Consider the following 13,502-nt stretch of genomic DNA (forward strand, 5'->3'; position numbering starts at 1 on the left):
CAAACCTATTGTAGTAAATACACCAGTCATGAGCATTGTTATTCTGGGTTCTGGAAATGTGGCGACTCAGCTTGCATTGTCGCTAAGGAGTCACGGGGAAGACATTGTTCAGGTATACAGCCCGAAGCTAGAAAATGCAGAGAAGCTAGCCATTCAGGTTAATGCGCAAGCTATTACACGTTTAATTAATCTCGAGGCTTCCGCAGATCTATATTTAGTTGCCGTTAAAGACGATTCTATTTTCGAAGTTGTACAGCAATTAAAAGGATTAAAGGGAATTGTTGCACATACTTCTGGTTCTACGACGATAGACATTTTTTCCAACGAGATTGAAAATTTCGGTGTTTTTTATCCACTTCAAACTTTTTCTAAAGGCAGACAGCTTGCATTTGATAACATACCAATCTGTATAGAGGCAAATAATGCCTTCAGTTTGCAAACACTACAAGCTTTAGCTGCTCAACTTAGTAATAGTGTTCTTCAAATCAGCAGCGAAAAGCGAAAAGCTTTACACATTGCCGCGGTGTTTGCGTGTAATTTTAGCAATCATCTCTTCACACTTGCAGCAGATATTTTAGAAGAAAGAGGATTGTCATTCAATTTATTAAATTCGTTAATTACTGAAACAGCCGCTAAAGTTATGGACAGTGCACCTGCCGCCATGCAGACTGGACCAGCATCAAGACATGATGAAAAAACAATTGCAAGTCATTTGGCATGGTTGGCTGACTCGCCGAATCTCCAAAAAGTATATGAATCTATGAGTGAAAGCATAAAAGCGAAGTATAAATAATATTTATCGCCTTTTGCTTTGTACTTTTGGCCCTACAAATATGAGTATTTTTAAGATAAGAGTAAATTTTGAAGAAGCGGGACACGAGACAGTAGAGTTACCCATTGCACCTGGCGAATCTGTGCTAGATGTTTGCCTTGATAATGGCATCGAATTGCAACACAATTGTGGCGGAGTTTGCGGTTGTAGTACGTGCCATGTCTATTTAATTAATGGAATGGACAATGTTGAGGAAATTTCTGACAAGGAAGAAGATTTTATAGACCGTGCTGTTCGACCAAAAATTAGTTCTAGGTTGGGTTGCCAAGCCATCGTAATTAGTGGCGATATCGAGGTCACTATTCCAGATCAATCTGATTTTATGGGACATTAATTTCCTAAATTTTGAATAATAGAAATTTGATTTAAATTTCAGGGGTACACTTCAATAGGTAGCTATGAAGTTTCGACGTAATCAAAAAAACACATGAACAACGATAAATTTGCTTTACCTATTTACTGGAACGATTACGAAGACATCGGCCTATCGCTATACGAAAAATTTGGTGACGATTTTCCGGAGGCGAAAATTTATCGAGTGAGGTTTACTGAACTTCTTGACTGGGTATTAACGCTTCCCAATTTTAAAGGAACTCGAGAGCAAAGTAATGAAGGACACTTGGAGCAGATCCAGTCTGCCTGGTGCTACGAGTGGAGGGATAACCAATAACTAACGGTTTGAACGGCCTGAATATTCAGCCGCTTAAATTATAAATAAGGCTATAGAATGATTGATCAAAACTCGAAAATTCATACGAATGATCCGGGCGGAAGGTTGCTTGAGAAATTAAAAGACATTACAACGTTTATTTTTGATGTTGATGGCGTGCTTACCAATGGCTCTGTAATAACAATAGAGAACGGAGAATCACTTAGAACGTTTAATATAAAAGATGGTTATGCACTTCAATTGGCCGTTAAGCGCGGTTATCATGTGTGTATTATATCTGGAGGAGATGGGGCTGCGATGAGAAAAAGATTTGAAAATCTTGGAATTCAGGATATTTTTTTAGCAGCTGGAAGCAAGGTGGATATTTTTAAAAAGTATTTAGCGGAGAAAGACATTCAGGCTGCGCAAGTGTTGTATATGGGCGATGATATTCCGGATCTAGATGTGATGAAACTTGTTGGCTTACCTTGTTGTCCGGCCGATGCCATTCCCGAAATCAAGGCAGTTTCGATTTTTGTATCTCCACATAGTGGAGGGAAAGCAGCGGTTAGAGATGTTGTGGAAAAAGTAATGAAAATTCAACACAATTGGTACGATGAGCAGGCAAATGCTTCCGACTCTGGAAAATAATGTCAAATTAGTTCACTTTTTTTAGAGAACTAACCTGGAAATTTTGAGGTTTTTTAGAAAAGAAAGCAGCTACTCCTGAGGTTAATGTGCTTCAGCTTATCACAACCTACAGAAATTGCGTCCAAGAAAAAAAACTTTCGCTGATTAAACCAATTGACTTTTCTCAACTCCAAATACCTGAATATAATCAGAAAAAACATGAAAAAATTAATGATGATTTGTGCCATACTTTGTGCTGGCGTAATTTATGCAAATGCACAACAAAATGGTGGACGTATGGGCGGAACGCCGGCGGAAAGAACTCAAAAGATGGTTGATATGCTTGCTCAAAAGCTCAAACTTACTGATGCTCAAAAAGTGCAAGTAGACACAATTTTCTCGCAGCAAAATGCATCGATGATGAAGATGAGAGGCGATGGAACTGGAGATCGTACAGAGATGCGCGAAAAAATGACCGCCTTAAGGGACGAGAGTGATAAGAAAATAAATGCGGTATTGACAGACGATCAAAAAACTGCTTATAAAGCTTGGCAAGATGAGCGTAAAGCTGCAATGGAACAGCGTAGAAAAGACAATAATTAATTAGTCGACATTCTGTTAGTTAATGCCATTTCATTTATTTGGGATGGCATTTTTGTTTGACTCTAACTATAATTTACCAATTGCTATATTTGCCACAGAATCCAACATAATGTTAAAACTTCCATCAATAATTCTTGGTTCCAAATCGCCCCGTAGAAAGGAACTTCTACAATTAATGGGTTTAAATTTTGAAGTAAACGTTAAGGAAACGGATGAAAGCTATCCCCCATATTTAGCATCGGAAGACATCGTTATTTATATTGCCGAAGCCAAGGCGGCTGCATTTGAAGTAGAAAAAGAAAAATTAATTATTACTGCAGATACGTTGGTGGTTTTGGAGGATGAAGTGCTTGGAAAACCCGAAAACGGCTTGGAAGCTGCAGAAATGTTGGCTAAATTATCCGGAAAGCAACACCAAGTTTTTACCGGCGTTACGATTTTGCATAATAGACAGAAAAAATCATTTTTTGATTCGACGAAAGTTTTCTGTCGAGAATTAACCAAACAAGAAATAGATTTTTACATTGAAAACTACCAACCTTTTGATAAAGCTGGTAGTTATGGCATACAAGACTGGTTCGGTTTAAACGCCGTAACTCGGATGGAGGGCTCTTACACAAATGTAATGGGCCTACCTACTGAGAAACTATACGCTGCCTTAAAAGCGATTTCAAACTCGTATTCTTCTATTTAAATCTTTTGTTAGATTTCTTTTGTACCAAGCAATTTCGATTTTGTTAGAAACACTGTATATCCGCTTTGTTACTTAATCTCAAAATTCAAACCTTAATTTACTCGGCCTTCTTCCTCTGAAGTACTTGTTTTTCGGCTTTTAACAGTTTTCATTTTCATGTTTCCAAATTTATAGCTGAAGCTTAAGGACACTTTTCTGTTTTCCCATTCATTTTGCCAATAGGTATTTACGTTGCCATATTGCAATACCGAGCGAAACTTTCCTGTTGCAAAAATATCGTTAAACTTTAAGGACAAAGTTGCATTATCTTTCCAAAAGGTTTTTTTTGCTCCGACGTTTACGGCATAACTGGCCAAATTTTTAAATAATCCCGAAACAGATGGCGACTGATAGTAAGCATACAAGCTTAAAGAATATTTTTTTGGCAGGGAGAAAGTATTGTCTGTACTAATTCCCCAGTTCCACTTCGCCGCGCTGTATTCGGCGCCCTGAACAGGCGTATTAATCTGGTCATAAGAAACAGCAAGCTCTGTGCTGTTGTTCCACCATTTAAAAAAATCAATCGGAGAACCGGTGGCAAGGTATAAATTTTTCTCATTGCTTAAATTTTCTGGCCTGCTTATACTTTCCTTTGAATCGTTATTTTGATAGATGACCTGAGATATACCGCCTTTTGTATTGGCGTAGCTTACTGTTAACAATCTAAAAGAGCTGTAGGTATAGTTAAATTCTAGGTTATTTGAATAAGTGGCCTGCAGAAACTGATTGCCTTGGATTGCGGTATAAGGATCGGTGTAAAAAGCAAATGGATTTAAACTTCCATACGATGGACGATTAATACTCTTTCGGTAGGAGGCCGTGAATTGATTTTGTTCATCTGCTTTGTAAGAAATAGCAGCATTTGGAAACAGTTGCCAATAGTTGCAGTTTATTTTCTCGTCTGAACCTGAAGAATTTCCATCGCCAATAGTTTGTTCCAGTCTTAAACCAATTTTCACGTCAAATTTTTTAAATGTCTGTGATAAGGAAGCATAACCTGCATTTATGTGTTCATTGTACAAAAATAAATTTGTTCTGCGCGGATCGTTAATCCAACCCGCAGTTTTTAAAGAGTCGAATGCAAGGTTGCTTTTGGTATTTACCCAACTCGTTTTAAGCCCTGTCTCTAGTTTAAGATTTTTGTTAAATGGATGGATGTAGTCTAATTTAAACGCAAAAATATCAGTTTGACCAAGGCCGTTATTTCTTAAATATATTGGATTATTTATCAATTGATCATTTTGGTTGTAATAAAAATTTGTAAAATTTTCATTTTTCGAACTTCCGTAGTTTACGTAATCGGCATCGAAATTTAATTCCCTGCCGTTTGTGTCTACGTTAAAACGATAGTTAAAATTAAAGGCATTGTTAGCCGCTGTATTGTTTTGTGGATTTACCATCGCAACAGACCCTAATTTTGCGCCCTGTGAGTTAAAACTTGGGGAATTGCTAGTTACGTTGGTTTCATCAGGCGATGTAGCGCCTTTATACATGACTCCAATGGTCTGTTTATCATTGAGAGAGTAATCGAAACCTGTAGAATAGCTTGTGCTTTGTGTAATTGGATGCCAAAAGTTTATTTGATTAAATTGGTCGGTGCCGATAGTTCTGTCTAAACTTAAGCGATTGTAAGAGTTGTAGTGCCCAGTACTAATACGTGCGAAAGTGCTCAGTTTACCAATGTTATAATTTAAATTTGTGCCACCATAAGCTTTTTCATATTTGCCATAGCCGCCACCAATGTTTGCGTTTCCGTTAAATCCTTGTATGCGATTTCTCTTTAATTTTATATTGATGTACCCACCCGAACTTGCAGCATCGAAAGAGGCAGATGGATTAGATATAAGTTCTAATTTGCTTACCGCATCTGCAGGTAGGGATTTTAAATAGGTGGTAAGTTCTAGGCCACTCATGTAGCTTAGTTTTCCATCAATCATAATGGCCACGCTTTTTTTTCCTTTTAAAAGGATGTTTTCATCTTTATCTAACCGAATTCCTGGAGCTTTACTAATCACCTCTAGCGCATTATCTCCTGCAGTATTCATTTTTTCTACATTGATAATTACCCGATCAGCTTTGTAATCTACTACTGGCATTTTAGATTTTATGGTCACGTCGCTCAGTGTCTGAGTCCTGTTTAATAGCGTCATAATAGGAACCTTAAAATTGCTTTGCGTTACACTGAAAATCGCTGAGGTTCTTTTTTCAAATCCAACCATTAAAGCTTTCACCACATAGGTTCCTGGCTTTACTATTTTAAACATAAAATTGCCTTCGTTATTGGTTATTTGCACAACATTGCTGCTGTCTGCCAAGCGCAATAAAGAAACAGATGCATATTGAAGTGGTTTTTGTTTTTCGTCTTGCACGGTTCCAGTAACGGCAAATGTCTGCGCGTGTGCATAATTGGTTAAAAGGATTGTAAATATTGAGAAAGCAATAGATAAAAAGGTTTTCATGAGTTGGAATTTAAGGTTTCATTTCTTTTTTCAAAGATGAAAAGAAATAGAAAGTCTCTATAAATTATTATCCCAAAGACGCCGAAATTTATGCGAAGTTGCAACTTGACAGGAATTAGTGTTCGTCCGGTTATAACCGCATTTGGGATAATATTCTTTGTTGCTGGCATAACAAAATAGTTAGTTTGAATAAAAGCTACTACTTTTATTATATGAAACGAATTCCAGCATACTTAATCCACATTATTTGTTGGACTGCTTTTTTAGCTTATTCATATGGTTCCTATTTTGCAGATTTTAAAGGCTTTCGAAGTATTGCCTTCGGTATCTCGATGACTACAGTTCAGATTATTCAATTCTACATCTGTTTTTTGTGGGTTTATCCCAATTATCTAAAACAAGATAAAATAGTTAAGCTCATTGGTGGGATGTTCGTGGCATTGTTGGCTTTTATATTTTTACGTTATGGCATTGAGGAAATCGTTTATCCAAAATTTTTTGCAATTCGGAACTATAACGTAGGTACCACGTTCTCCTATTATTTTTGGGACAATGTTTACTGGGGAACGTCGTACATCGTGGTTGCGATGGCTGTGTTTTCGGTTCAACAGAGTTTTAGATCGGAAATTGCAAATAAAAATCTCAAAAACGATGTGATAAAAGCGGAGTTGGCTTTTCTGAAATCTCAAATTAATCCGCATTTTTTGTACAATACCTTAAACTACGTGTATGCGCTGGCCATTCCGGTTTCTGACAAGTTGGCTGATGCAGTTTTGAAATTGTCTGATTTAATGCGGTATACCTTGAGTGAAAGCGCTACAGGTTTTGTTCCCTTAGTTAAGGAAGTGGAGTATGTAAACAATTATATTGCGTTATTTGAAATGAGGTTTGAACCTAATTTCTACGTTCAATTTGGTACAGATGGCTTAACAGAGAAACAGGAAATTGCCTCGTTGTTGTTGATTCCTTTTGTAGAAAATGCTTTTAAACACGGGGTTGTAAGCGACCCGAGTAGCCCAGTAAAAATCAAGTTAAAAGCAAATCTGAAAACGCTGTCGTTTGAAGTAAGCAATAAGATCAATCGGAATCAAAAAGATACCTCAAGTGGCGTAGGGTTATTGAATATTCAGAAACGATTAAATCTTATTTATCCCGATAGGCACGAATTGATGGTTTCAAATAATGGAAATACCTACAAAACCACACTTACCATCAACTGGTAAAAATAACTATCTTTAACTAAATCGAAATTTAGAATGATTCGTTGCATTGCCATTGACGATGAAGCTTATGCTTCTGAAATTATCGCCAACTTTATAAAGAAAACGCCTAATTTAACGCTCGTCGGAACCACGCAAGATCCATTTGTCGGACTTAAAATGGTTGAAGACGGCGAAGTAGATTTAGTTTTTTTAGACATCCAAATGCCCGAGTTAAGTGGTATACAATTTCTAAAAATTTGTGGAGATAAATGTAAGGTTATATTGACCACCGCATATACTGAGTATGCATTGGCAGGTTTCGATTTAGATGCAGTTGATTATTTATTAAAACCGATTTCTTACGAGCGTTTTTATAAGGCGGTAACCAAAGCTCAATTGTTGCTCGATGGAAGTAAGCCACAAGAGCAGCCAGTTACTTTAGCGAACCAACAGTTGCCTAACGATTTTATGTTTATTAAGGGTGATGCAAAAAACCGTTTTGTTAAGGTAAATTACAACGATGTTTTATATGTGGAAGGAATGAGAAATTACTTGTCTATTTTTACCAAACAGCAGGAAAGAATTATCGTTTACCAAACATTGAGAGAATTAGAAGGCCAATTGCCGCATCCTCCCTTCTATCGCATTCATAAATCATACATCGTGTCTTTAAAACACATTAAAATAGTTGAGGGTAATTCGGTTCAAATTGGTGAACAATTTATTCCGATTAGCGACACTTATCGAGAAGATTTCTTTAAAGTATTGAAAGATTAAATATTAGTCAAGTAATTCGGCAACCAGACCCATTTTCAAATCGTAGGTAGAAAGCTTAACCGTCTCAATCTGTAGCCTGCCAATAACATAATTACAAATTAGGGCGGCGATCATACTCATATCTATACGCAGCGGAATCATACCGGGCATATTGGCGCGCTCATTATGTGTACTTTCGATCAGTTGTGCGGAGATGTCCATATATTGATGAAAGTTAAACGTATAGCTTTTCGAATCATCAATATCCAAAACGGAACTGTACTTTTCTTTAATGAGGGCGGCGAATGTTTCAAAAGCTCCAGCGGAACCTATTAAAGTTCTGGGTTTTAGTTTCCCACATATTTCAAATAATTCGGGAAGAAGTTCTTCAATTCGCCCAAGAATCCCTTTTTTATCCTGCTCATTAATGGGGTCAGAATTTAGAAATTCCTGCATCAACCTTGCTGCGCCTAAATCATAACTTTTTTTCCAGTAAAGTTCGTTGGCGTCGCAAAGAATGAATTCAACGCTTCCGCCACCAATATCCATAATGAGCGATAAATCGGTAATTGCTCCAGCAAGTTTTACACCTTTATAAATAAGGTTTGCCTCAATTTCGCCGGCAATAAGTGTGATGTCTATGGAAGTCTGGGCTTTAACGAGGTTAATAAATTCCTGCCTGTTTTCTGCACCGCGCAATGCCGATGTGGCTACTGCTTTAACATCGCGCACATCAAAATCGTCTATGACATTTCTAAAATGAATCAATGCGTTTATGCCTCTTCTAAATGCTTCCGGAATAATTTGATTATGATTTATCCTGCCTTCGCCCAATTTTACGGCCTCGGTATGCTTGTAAAGTATTTCAAATTTTTTGTCGAGTTTTTCTACTATAATGAGATGAAAAGTATTCGTACCTAAATCTATAATGGCTGTACGCATTTATTTTTTTCTTTTATAAACGCCATTTGAAGCAAATTGTTTAGATACCAACATGAGATTCTAGGCATAGGCTACTCTATAAAATTTCGTAGGGGTTTTTCAATATATTTAGCCTTTAAACCAAAACCATTTGGCCATCTCTTTAAAGCTTGCCTTTTTGCCGTACATCAATATGCCAACGCGATAGATCCTTGCGGCAAGCCAAACGGTAAAGATAAAACCAAGCACTAAAATTGCCATAGACGTGGCCAATTGCCAACCTGGAACGCCGTATGGCATGCGAACTACCATCGCGATTGGCGAAGTGAAAGGTATCATCGAGAGCCAAAAAGCAATTGTTCCATATGGATCATTGTTTACCACGCTTAAGGAAAGTGCGTACCCCAATAACAGCGGCATCATTACTGGCAACATAAATTGCTGGGTTTCGGTTTCGCTATCCACTGCTGATCCGATCGCAGCATATAAAGCGCTGTAAAACAAATATCCGCCAAGGAAATAGAAAATAAACACAACGGTTATTTTGCCAACTTCCAAACCAGCGAGTCCCGACGTGAGATCGGCCATTGGACCCGCGGCCACCTTTAAATTTTTAGCTGCCGGATTTACATTATTCACCTGCGTAGACGCGGCAATTTTTTGTACATCATTTTTATCCACAAAAACACTTACAGCAAACCCAGAAATAGAAATTGTTAGTACAATCCAGAGCAAAAATTGGGTTAAGCCTACCAAAGCAATGCCTATAATTTTCCCCATCATTAATTGAAACGGCTTTACAGAAGAAATGATCACCTCAACAATTCTGCTGGTTTTTTCTTCGATAATACCGCGCATTACCTGAATGCCATAAAGGGTAATGAACATAAACATCAATACGCCTGCCACAAAAGCGATAATTGTACTTGCGCCGGCACTGCTACTTTTTTCTTTACCGCCCTCACCAATTTTTTTAGTTTCTATGCTGACATCGGTTTTTAGGCCATCCAACGCTGATTGTGAAATTCCAGATTGCTTTAATTTGTAATTTCTAACTAAGTCTGAAATTGCATCTTCAATATGGCCATTTAAAGAAAGGCCTCCTTGCTTTATTCCAATGAGCTGTATGCCGGCAGGTTTATTCACATCAAAATTTGGCAAGTACAAAATATAGTCGAAACCACTCTTCTGCAGGTTTTTCTTTAATGTTTCAAAGGGCTCGTTCACATAAATAAATTGTAGATTTTTATTTGATGTTAGGTGTGCTGTTAGCGTTTTATTGTGGTTTATTACCGCAATTCTGTCTGACTTATCTTTGATGCCAGTGTAGGAGAAATAGATAATCATCCCATAAAAGGACGCAAAAATTAAAGGGGTTAAAAAGGTCATAATGATGAATGACCTTTTCTTAACCCTAGAAAGGTATTCTCGTTGTATAATGAGGGAAATCTTACTCATGTTTAGTTTTTTACACGTTCTATAAAAATATCATTCATGCTGGGCACTATTTCTTGCAACCTAGTAACACTCACTTTTTCTATCATAAAGGTTAATAAATTATTTACAGTGTAATTTTCGTGTAGTTGAAGTTTAACCTTTTTGCCCTCAGCCAACGGCATTTCTTCCAATACGTCGAAAATAGCGTTGTTTTCGAAGTGAAGATTTCCGGCATATTCTACAAAATAGGTATTGTTGCGATAGGTTGCTTTGATCTCCTGTACGTTACCATCCAAAATCTTTTTGGCCTTATGTATCAATGCAATGTTGTCGCAAAGTTCTTCAACACTTTCCATTCTGTGTGTAGAAAAAATAAAGGTAGTGCCTTGCTTGTTCAGTTCTACAATCTCGTTCTTAATCAACTCTGCGTTTATGGGATCAAAACCAGAAAAAGGCTCATCTAAAATGATCAGTTCTGGATTGTGAACTACCGTTGCCACAAACTGAACCTTTTGTTGCATGCCTTTACTCAGATCCTCCACTTTTTTGTGCCACCAATCGCCCATATCAAGTTTTCCAAACCAGTATTTTATTCTTTTCGTCGCTTCCGCGGATGGAAGACCTTTTAATTTCGCTAGATATAAGGCTTGTTCTCCAATCTCCATTTTTTTATACAATCCTCGTTCCTCTGGCAAATAACCGATTCTATTAATGTCTGCAGAGGTTAAGAGTTTTCCATTAAAAAAAACCGATCCACTATCTGGTGCGGTAATTTGAGTAATTATTCTAATTAAAGAGGTTTTACCTGCCCCATTCGGTCCAAGCAACCCGAATATTTTACCCGTTTCTACCTGTAAACTCACATCATCTAAAGCGGTATGATTGGCGTATTTTTTTACTATATTATTTACTTCTAACATAAATTTTATCTAGCAAATGCTGTATTATTGATTGGCAAGACTTCAAATTGTTTAAACTTTTATCCCCCTTAACATTTCTCTTTTACCTGGTGCTCCTGGCAGTTTTTCTATGGTAAGTCCATTGCGTTTCAATGCTCTTTTTAGATTGCCAGTCACGGCATAAGTTACAAAAATACCACCTACTTTTAAAAATCCGCACACCTTGTCTATCAGGTCGTCTGTCCACATTTCGGGTTGGTGTTGTACCGAAAAGGCATCGTAATAAATCAGATCAAACTGTTGGCCCGTAATAAATTCTTGTAATTTCTCGGCAACAATAGCTAAACTGCAATTTTGACTAAGCTGCTGTTTGCCCATAAATGCCATCGGATATGCGCCAAGGAATGTGCTCCAGATTTCATTTGAAAAATATTGATGATAAGCAGTCTTTCCGATTATTTCCGTAGAAAGTGGATAGGCTTCCAAACTAGTGAAATCTATTTTTTTTTTCGCGGTTTCTGCGTAATCCATGCTTAACAAAAAGTTTAGGCCGGTTCCAAATCCTACTTCAAAAACAGAAATTTGATTTAAGTCTTTCGTCGCATACTTTAATCCTGCTTCTATAAAAACATGCTTACTTTCTTGCAATGCACCATGTTTGCTATGGTAATTTTCGCCAATAAAGTCGTTAAAGATGGTATTAGAGCCATCTGCCGTTGGGATAATGGTATTCATTTTTCTATTTTTTTAAAGGTACGCGTTGCTCGATTACCGCTGAAGCAAATCAACCAAATTTTTTATATTTTAGCTAAAAATAAATTAATAATGAACATTGAAACATTGCGGGAATTTTGTTTGAGGATTCCAGGTACTACCGAAGGTATGAAATGGGGGACGCTGTGTTTTATGGTAGAAGATAAAATCTTTATCATCATAAATTTAGAGGGAGGAAGTAGTTTCTCGGTAAAATGTGAAGTAGAAAATTTTGAAAGCTTAACGGAACATCCCGGAATTAGCCAGGCTTACCATCTGGCTAAACGGCACTGGATACAAGTACAGCATTTTGAAGAATTCGATGATAAAAGGACAGAGCAGTTGATTTTGCACTCTAGAAAATTGGTTCTAGCAAAGCTGTCTAAAAAAGTGCAGCAACATTATGCTGGTCTATAGATTTCACTTACATGCCTTTTTACAAATAGCATTATGCGATCTTTTTTAGCTTTTCATTGTGCTTACAGTGATTGACCATATTGAATTTGCGCACATTTATTTTGCATTTCTGTTTAAAATCTCTTCCTTAATCTTCCGCAAAGTGCTAAAATTTATAATTAAAATGGGCAGCAGCGCAATTGGCAGCACGCTTAACGCATTAAAGCCTTTGTGAAATGTATTGTAGGTATTTAAGCAGAATAAAAAGAATAACACAACGGCAAAAATGTAAGTAACAGATTTTATAGATTGTTGATATTTCAACAACTCTTCGTTGCTCATTTGGCTAAGCTTATCAGTTGGCATTTTCTTTGTTTTTCATAAGCTCCTCGTGTTTTGCAATATTAAACTTATACATTGCTTCTACGTCTACCAGTTTTTTAGCAGATTCATCAATTGGTTTTCTATCTTTTGCCCAAAGATAGGGGCGAAAGCTGTACACTTTATTTCCGTCTAATTTAGAAATATAACTGCTCCACGTACTCCAGCGAAGGTCTTTGTAAAATTTTGACAAATCTGAATTAAAACAGAATAATAGGAATTCTCCATATCCCGCTCCTAAAGGTTCCCAGTTTAAACTGTTTGGGGCAAGATAGTAGAGGTTTTTAAGGTCTTTGCCAAGTGCACCATAATTTATAGCAAAAAAGCCGCCGACAGCATCGTCTGCAACAAGTAGAAATCCTGGCTCATCTCCAAAATTTTTCATGGTCTTGCCTTTATTCCAGCCAGGAACCGTTCTTTCCAGCTTTTGGTTGCCGGATCCTAAAATGCGCACCCATCCACTGTCTATTAAAATTCCGCCGGTGTTAAATACAACGCCTCCTAAAGTAGAATAAGTGCTTATTTGTAATTGGTAAAGTGCCGCTTTTGCTTCTAAAGAATCCACAGGTAAAACTTGCGCTTTGTTCATTGCAGTAGCAATCCAGCCTTTTACAATGGGCCAAGCCGGATCTTTTAAATCTATCAAGCTATCGAGGCCAAGCATTTTATGTTGGCTAAAACCAGCTGTAGAAATGGACATGATGAAAAATGTCAATAGAAATTTCGGTGTCAAGCATTGAGGTTTGAAAAATGAGCATAATAGAAAGCGGGTTTTTAGTGTTTGCACGAACATCTGAAATCAAAAATTTAATATCACAATTTACAAATAAAAACTAAAAACCCGCTTTCAA

16 protein-coding genes are annotated in these 13,502 nt (G+C 37.2%); 9 read left to right on the forward strand and 7 right to left on the reverse strand.

What is annotated here, in order from left to right:
• The first annotated feature begins 28 nt into the window (after nucleotides 1–28).
• From ACVWYG_RS17190 to ACVWYG_RS17215, 6 genes are all read left to right on the forward strand, one after another.
• Entirely contained in the window at nucleotides 29–793 is a 765-nt protein-coding gene (locus tag ACVWYG_RS17190) for a Rossmann-like and DUF2520 domain-containing protein (RefSeq protein ID WP_457271938.1), read from the forward strand.
• A gap of 40 nt (nucleotides 794–833) precedes the next feature.
• Nucleotides 834–1,166: a 2Fe-2S iron-sulfur cluster-binding protein gene (locus ACVWYG_RS17195; RefSeq protein ID WP_457271940.1), complete on the forward strand. Its 333-nt coding sequence runs from the start codon at nucleotides 834–836 to the stop codon at nucleotides 1,164–1,166.
• A gap of 93 nt (nucleotides 1,167–1,259) precedes the next feature.
• A complete protein-coding gene (gene iscX, locus ACVWYG_RS17200) occupies nucleotides 1,260–1,502 on the forward strand; it encodes a Fe-S cluster assembly protein IscX (RefSeq protein ID WP_457271942.1) in 243 nt (80 codons plus the stop codon).
• Between the two features lie 57 nt (nucleotides 1,503–1,559).
• On the forward strand, nucleotides 1,560–2,132 hold the full coding sequence (locus tag ACVWYG_RS17205; RefSeq protein WP_457271944.1) for a KdsC family phosphatase: 573 nt from the start codon (nucleotides 1,560–1,562) through the stop codon (nucleotides 2,130–2,132).
• 198 nt (nucleotides 2,133–2,330) lie between these two features.
• On the forward strand, nucleotides 2,331–2,714 hold the full coding sequence (locus tag ACVWYG_RS17210) for a hypothetical protein (RefSeq protein ID WP_457271946.1): 384 nt from the start codon (nucleotides 2,331–2,333) through the stop codon (nucleotides 2,712–2,714).
• 22 nt (nucleotides 2,715–2,736) lie between these two features.
• Complete coding sequence (locus ACVWYG_RS17215; RefSeq protein WP_457271948.1) at nucleotides 2,737–3,408, forward strand: Maf family nucleotide pyrophosphatase; 672 nt, start codon at nucleotides 2,737–2,739, stop codon at nucleotides 3,406–3,408.
• A 92-nt stretch (nucleotides 3,409–3,500) separates the two neighbouring features.
• Here the strand turns inward: ACVWYG_RS17215 and ACVWYG_RS17220 are convergent, their stop codons facing one another.
• Nucleotides 3,501–5,906: an outer membrane beta-barrel family protein gene (locus ACVWYG_RS17220; protein ID WP_457271950.1), complete on the reverse strand. Its 2,406-nt coding sequence runs from the start codon at nucleotides 5,904–5,906 to the stop codon at nucleotides 3,501–3,503.
• Nucleotides 5,907–6,118: 212 nt separating this feature from the next.
• On the opposite strand from ACVWYG_RS17220, the gene ACVWYG_RS17225 reads away from it, so the two are divergent.
• Together ACVWYG_RS17225 and ACVWYG_RS17230 are read left to right on the forward strand one after the other, a co-directional pair.
• Entirely contained in the window at nucleotides 6,119–7,129 is a 1,011-nt protein-coding gene (locus ACVWYG_RS17225; RefSeq protein ID WP_457271952.1) for a sensor histidine kinase, read from the forward strand.
• Between the two features lie 33 nt (nucleotides 7,130–7,162).
• Entirely contained in the window at nucleotides 7,163–7,885 is a 723-nt protein-coding gene (locus ACVWYG_RS17230) for a LytR/AlgR family response regulator transcription factor (RefSeq protein ID WP_457271954.1), read from the forward strand.
• A 3-nt stretch (nucleotides 7,886–7,888) separates the two neighbouring features.
• On the opposite strand, the gene ACVWYG_RS17235 is transcribed toward ACVWYG_RS17230, so the two are convergent.
• From ACVWYG_RS17235 to mnmD, 4 genes are all read right to left on the reverse strand, one after another.
• Nucleotides 7,889–8,806, reverse strand: a complete 918-nt coding sequence (locus ACVWYG_RS17235) for a Ppx/GppA phosphatase family protein (RefSeq protein WP_457271956.1) — start codon at nucleotides 8,804–8,806, stop codon at nucleotides 7,889–7,891.
• A 108-nt stretch (nucleotides 8,807–8,914) separates the two neighbouring features.
• A complete protein-coding gene (locus ACVWYG_RS17240) occupies nucleotides 8,915–10,243 on the reverse strand; it encodes an ABC transporter permease (RefSeq protein WP_457271958.1) in 1,329 nt (442 codons plus the stop codon).
• Nucleotides 10,244–10,245: 2 nt separating this feature from the next.
• Nucleotides 10,246–11,142, reverse strand: coding sequence for an ABC transporter ATP-binding protein (locus ACVWYG_RS17245; RefSeq protein ID WP_457271960.1), 897 nt, complete (start codon nucleotides 11,140–11,142; stop codon nucleotides 10,246–10,248).
• 51 nt (nucleotides 11,143–11,193) lie between these two features.
• Nucleotides 11,194–11,856 (reverse strand): tRNA (5-methylaminomethyl-2-thiouridine)(34)-methyltransferase MnmD, encoded by a 663-nt coding sequence (gene mnmD / locus ACVWYG_RS17250; protein ID WP_457271962.1) that lies wholly within the window; start codon nucleotides 11,854–11,856, stop codon nucleotides 11,194–11,196.
• Nucleotides 11,857–11,946: 90 nt separating this feature from the next.
• Here mnmD and ACVWYG_RS17255 point away from each other — a divergent pair, with 90 nt between their 5' ends.
• Entirely contained in the window at nucleotides 11,947–12,291 is a 345-nt protein-coding gene (locus ACVWYG_RS17255) for an MmcQ/YjbR family DNA-binding protein (RefSeq protein WP_457271964.1), read from the forward strand.
• Nucleotides 12,292–12,387: 96 nt separating this feature from the next.
• Here the strand turns inward: ACVWYG_RS17255 and ACVWYG_RS17260 are convergent, their stop codons facing one another.
• Nucleotides 12,388–12,636: a redox-active disulfide protein 2 gene (locus ACVWYG_RS17260; RefSeq protein ID WP_457271966.1), complete on the reverse strand. Its 249-nt coding sequence runs from the start codon at nucleotides 12,634–12,636 to the stop codon at nucleotides 12,388–12,390.
• Nucleotides 12,626–13,351 carry a DUF2625 family protein gene (locus ACVWYG_RS17265; RefSeq protein ID WP_457271968.1) on the reverse strand — a complete coding sequence of 242 codons (726 nt, stop codon included), beginning with the start codon at nucleotides 13,349–13,351 and terminating at the stop codon, nucleotides 12,626–12,628. Before ACVWYG_RS17265 ends, ACVWYG_RS17260 begins: the two co-directional genes overlap by 11 nt.
• Nucleotides 13,352–13,502: the final 151 nt, after the last annotated feature.

This window comes from Pedobacter sp. UYEF25 (assembly GCF_054061655.1).

Bases quoted from the DNA above. Each gene is read 5' to 3' on its own strand.
- ACVWYG_RS17225 (WP_457271952.1), top strand. From the start codon at position 6,119: ATGAAACGAATTCCAGCATACTTAATCCACATTATTTGTTGGACTGCT.
- ACVWYG_RS17240 (WP_457271958.1), bottom strand. From the start codon at position 10,243: ATGAGTAAGATTTCCCTCATTATACAACGAGAATACCTTTCTAGGGTT.
- ACVWYG_RS17245 (WP_457271960.1), bottom strand. From the start codon at position 11,142: ATGTTAGAAGTAAATAATATAGTAAAAAAATACGCCAATCATACCGCT.
- ACVWYG_RS17210 (WP_457271946.1), top strand. From the start codon at position 2,331: ATGAAAAAATTAATGATGATTTGTGCCATACTTTGTGCTGGCGTAATT.
- ACVWYG_RS17230 (WP_457271954.1), top strand. From the start codon at position 7,163: ATGATTCGTTGCATTGCCATTGACGATGAAGCTTATGCTTCTGAAATT.
- ACVWYG_RS17265 (WP_457271968.1), bottom strand. From the start codon at position 13,351: ATGTCCATTTCTACAGCTGGTTTTAGCCAACATAAAATGCTTGGCCTC.
- ACVWYG_RS17235 (WP_457271956.1), bottom strand. From the start codon at position 8,806: ATGCGTACAGCCATTATAGATTTAGGTACGAATACTTTTCATCTCATT.
- ACVWYG_RS17255 (WP_457271964.1), top strand. From the start codon at position 11,947: ATGAACATTGAAACATTGCGGGAATTTTGTTTGAGGATTCCAGGTACT.
- ACVWYG_RS17205 (WP_457271944.1), top strand. From the start codon at position 1,560: ATGATTGATCAAAACTCGAAAATTCATACGAATGATCCGGGCGGAAGG.
- ACVWYG_RS17260 (WP_457271966.1), bottom strand. From the start codon at position 12,636: ATGCCAACTGATAAGCTTAGCCAAATGAGCAACGAAGAGTTGTTGAAA.
- ACVWYG_RS17215 (WP_457271948.1), top strand. From the start codon at position 2,737: ATGCCATTTCATTTATTTGGGATGGCATTTTTGTTTGACTCTAACTAT.
- mnmD (WP_457271962.1), bottom strand. From the start codon at position 11,856: ATGAATACCATTATCCCAACGGCAGATGGCTCTAATACCATCTTTAAC.
- ACVWYG_RS17220 (WP_457271950.1), bottom strand. From the start codon at position 5,906: ATGAAAACCTTTTTATCTATTGCTTTCTCAATATTTACAATCCTTTTA.
- ACVWYG_RS17195 (WP_457271940.1), top strand. From the start codon at position 834: ATGAGTATTTTTAAGATAAGAGTAAATTTTGAAGAAGCGGGACACGAG.
- ACVWYG_RS17190 (WP_457271938.1), top strand. From the start codon at position 29: ATGAGCATTGTTATTCTGGGTTCTGGAAATGTGGCGACTCAGCTTGCA.
- iscX (WP_457271942.1), top strand. From the start codon at position 1,260: ATGAACAACGATAAATTTGCTTTACCTATTTACTGGAACGATTACGAA.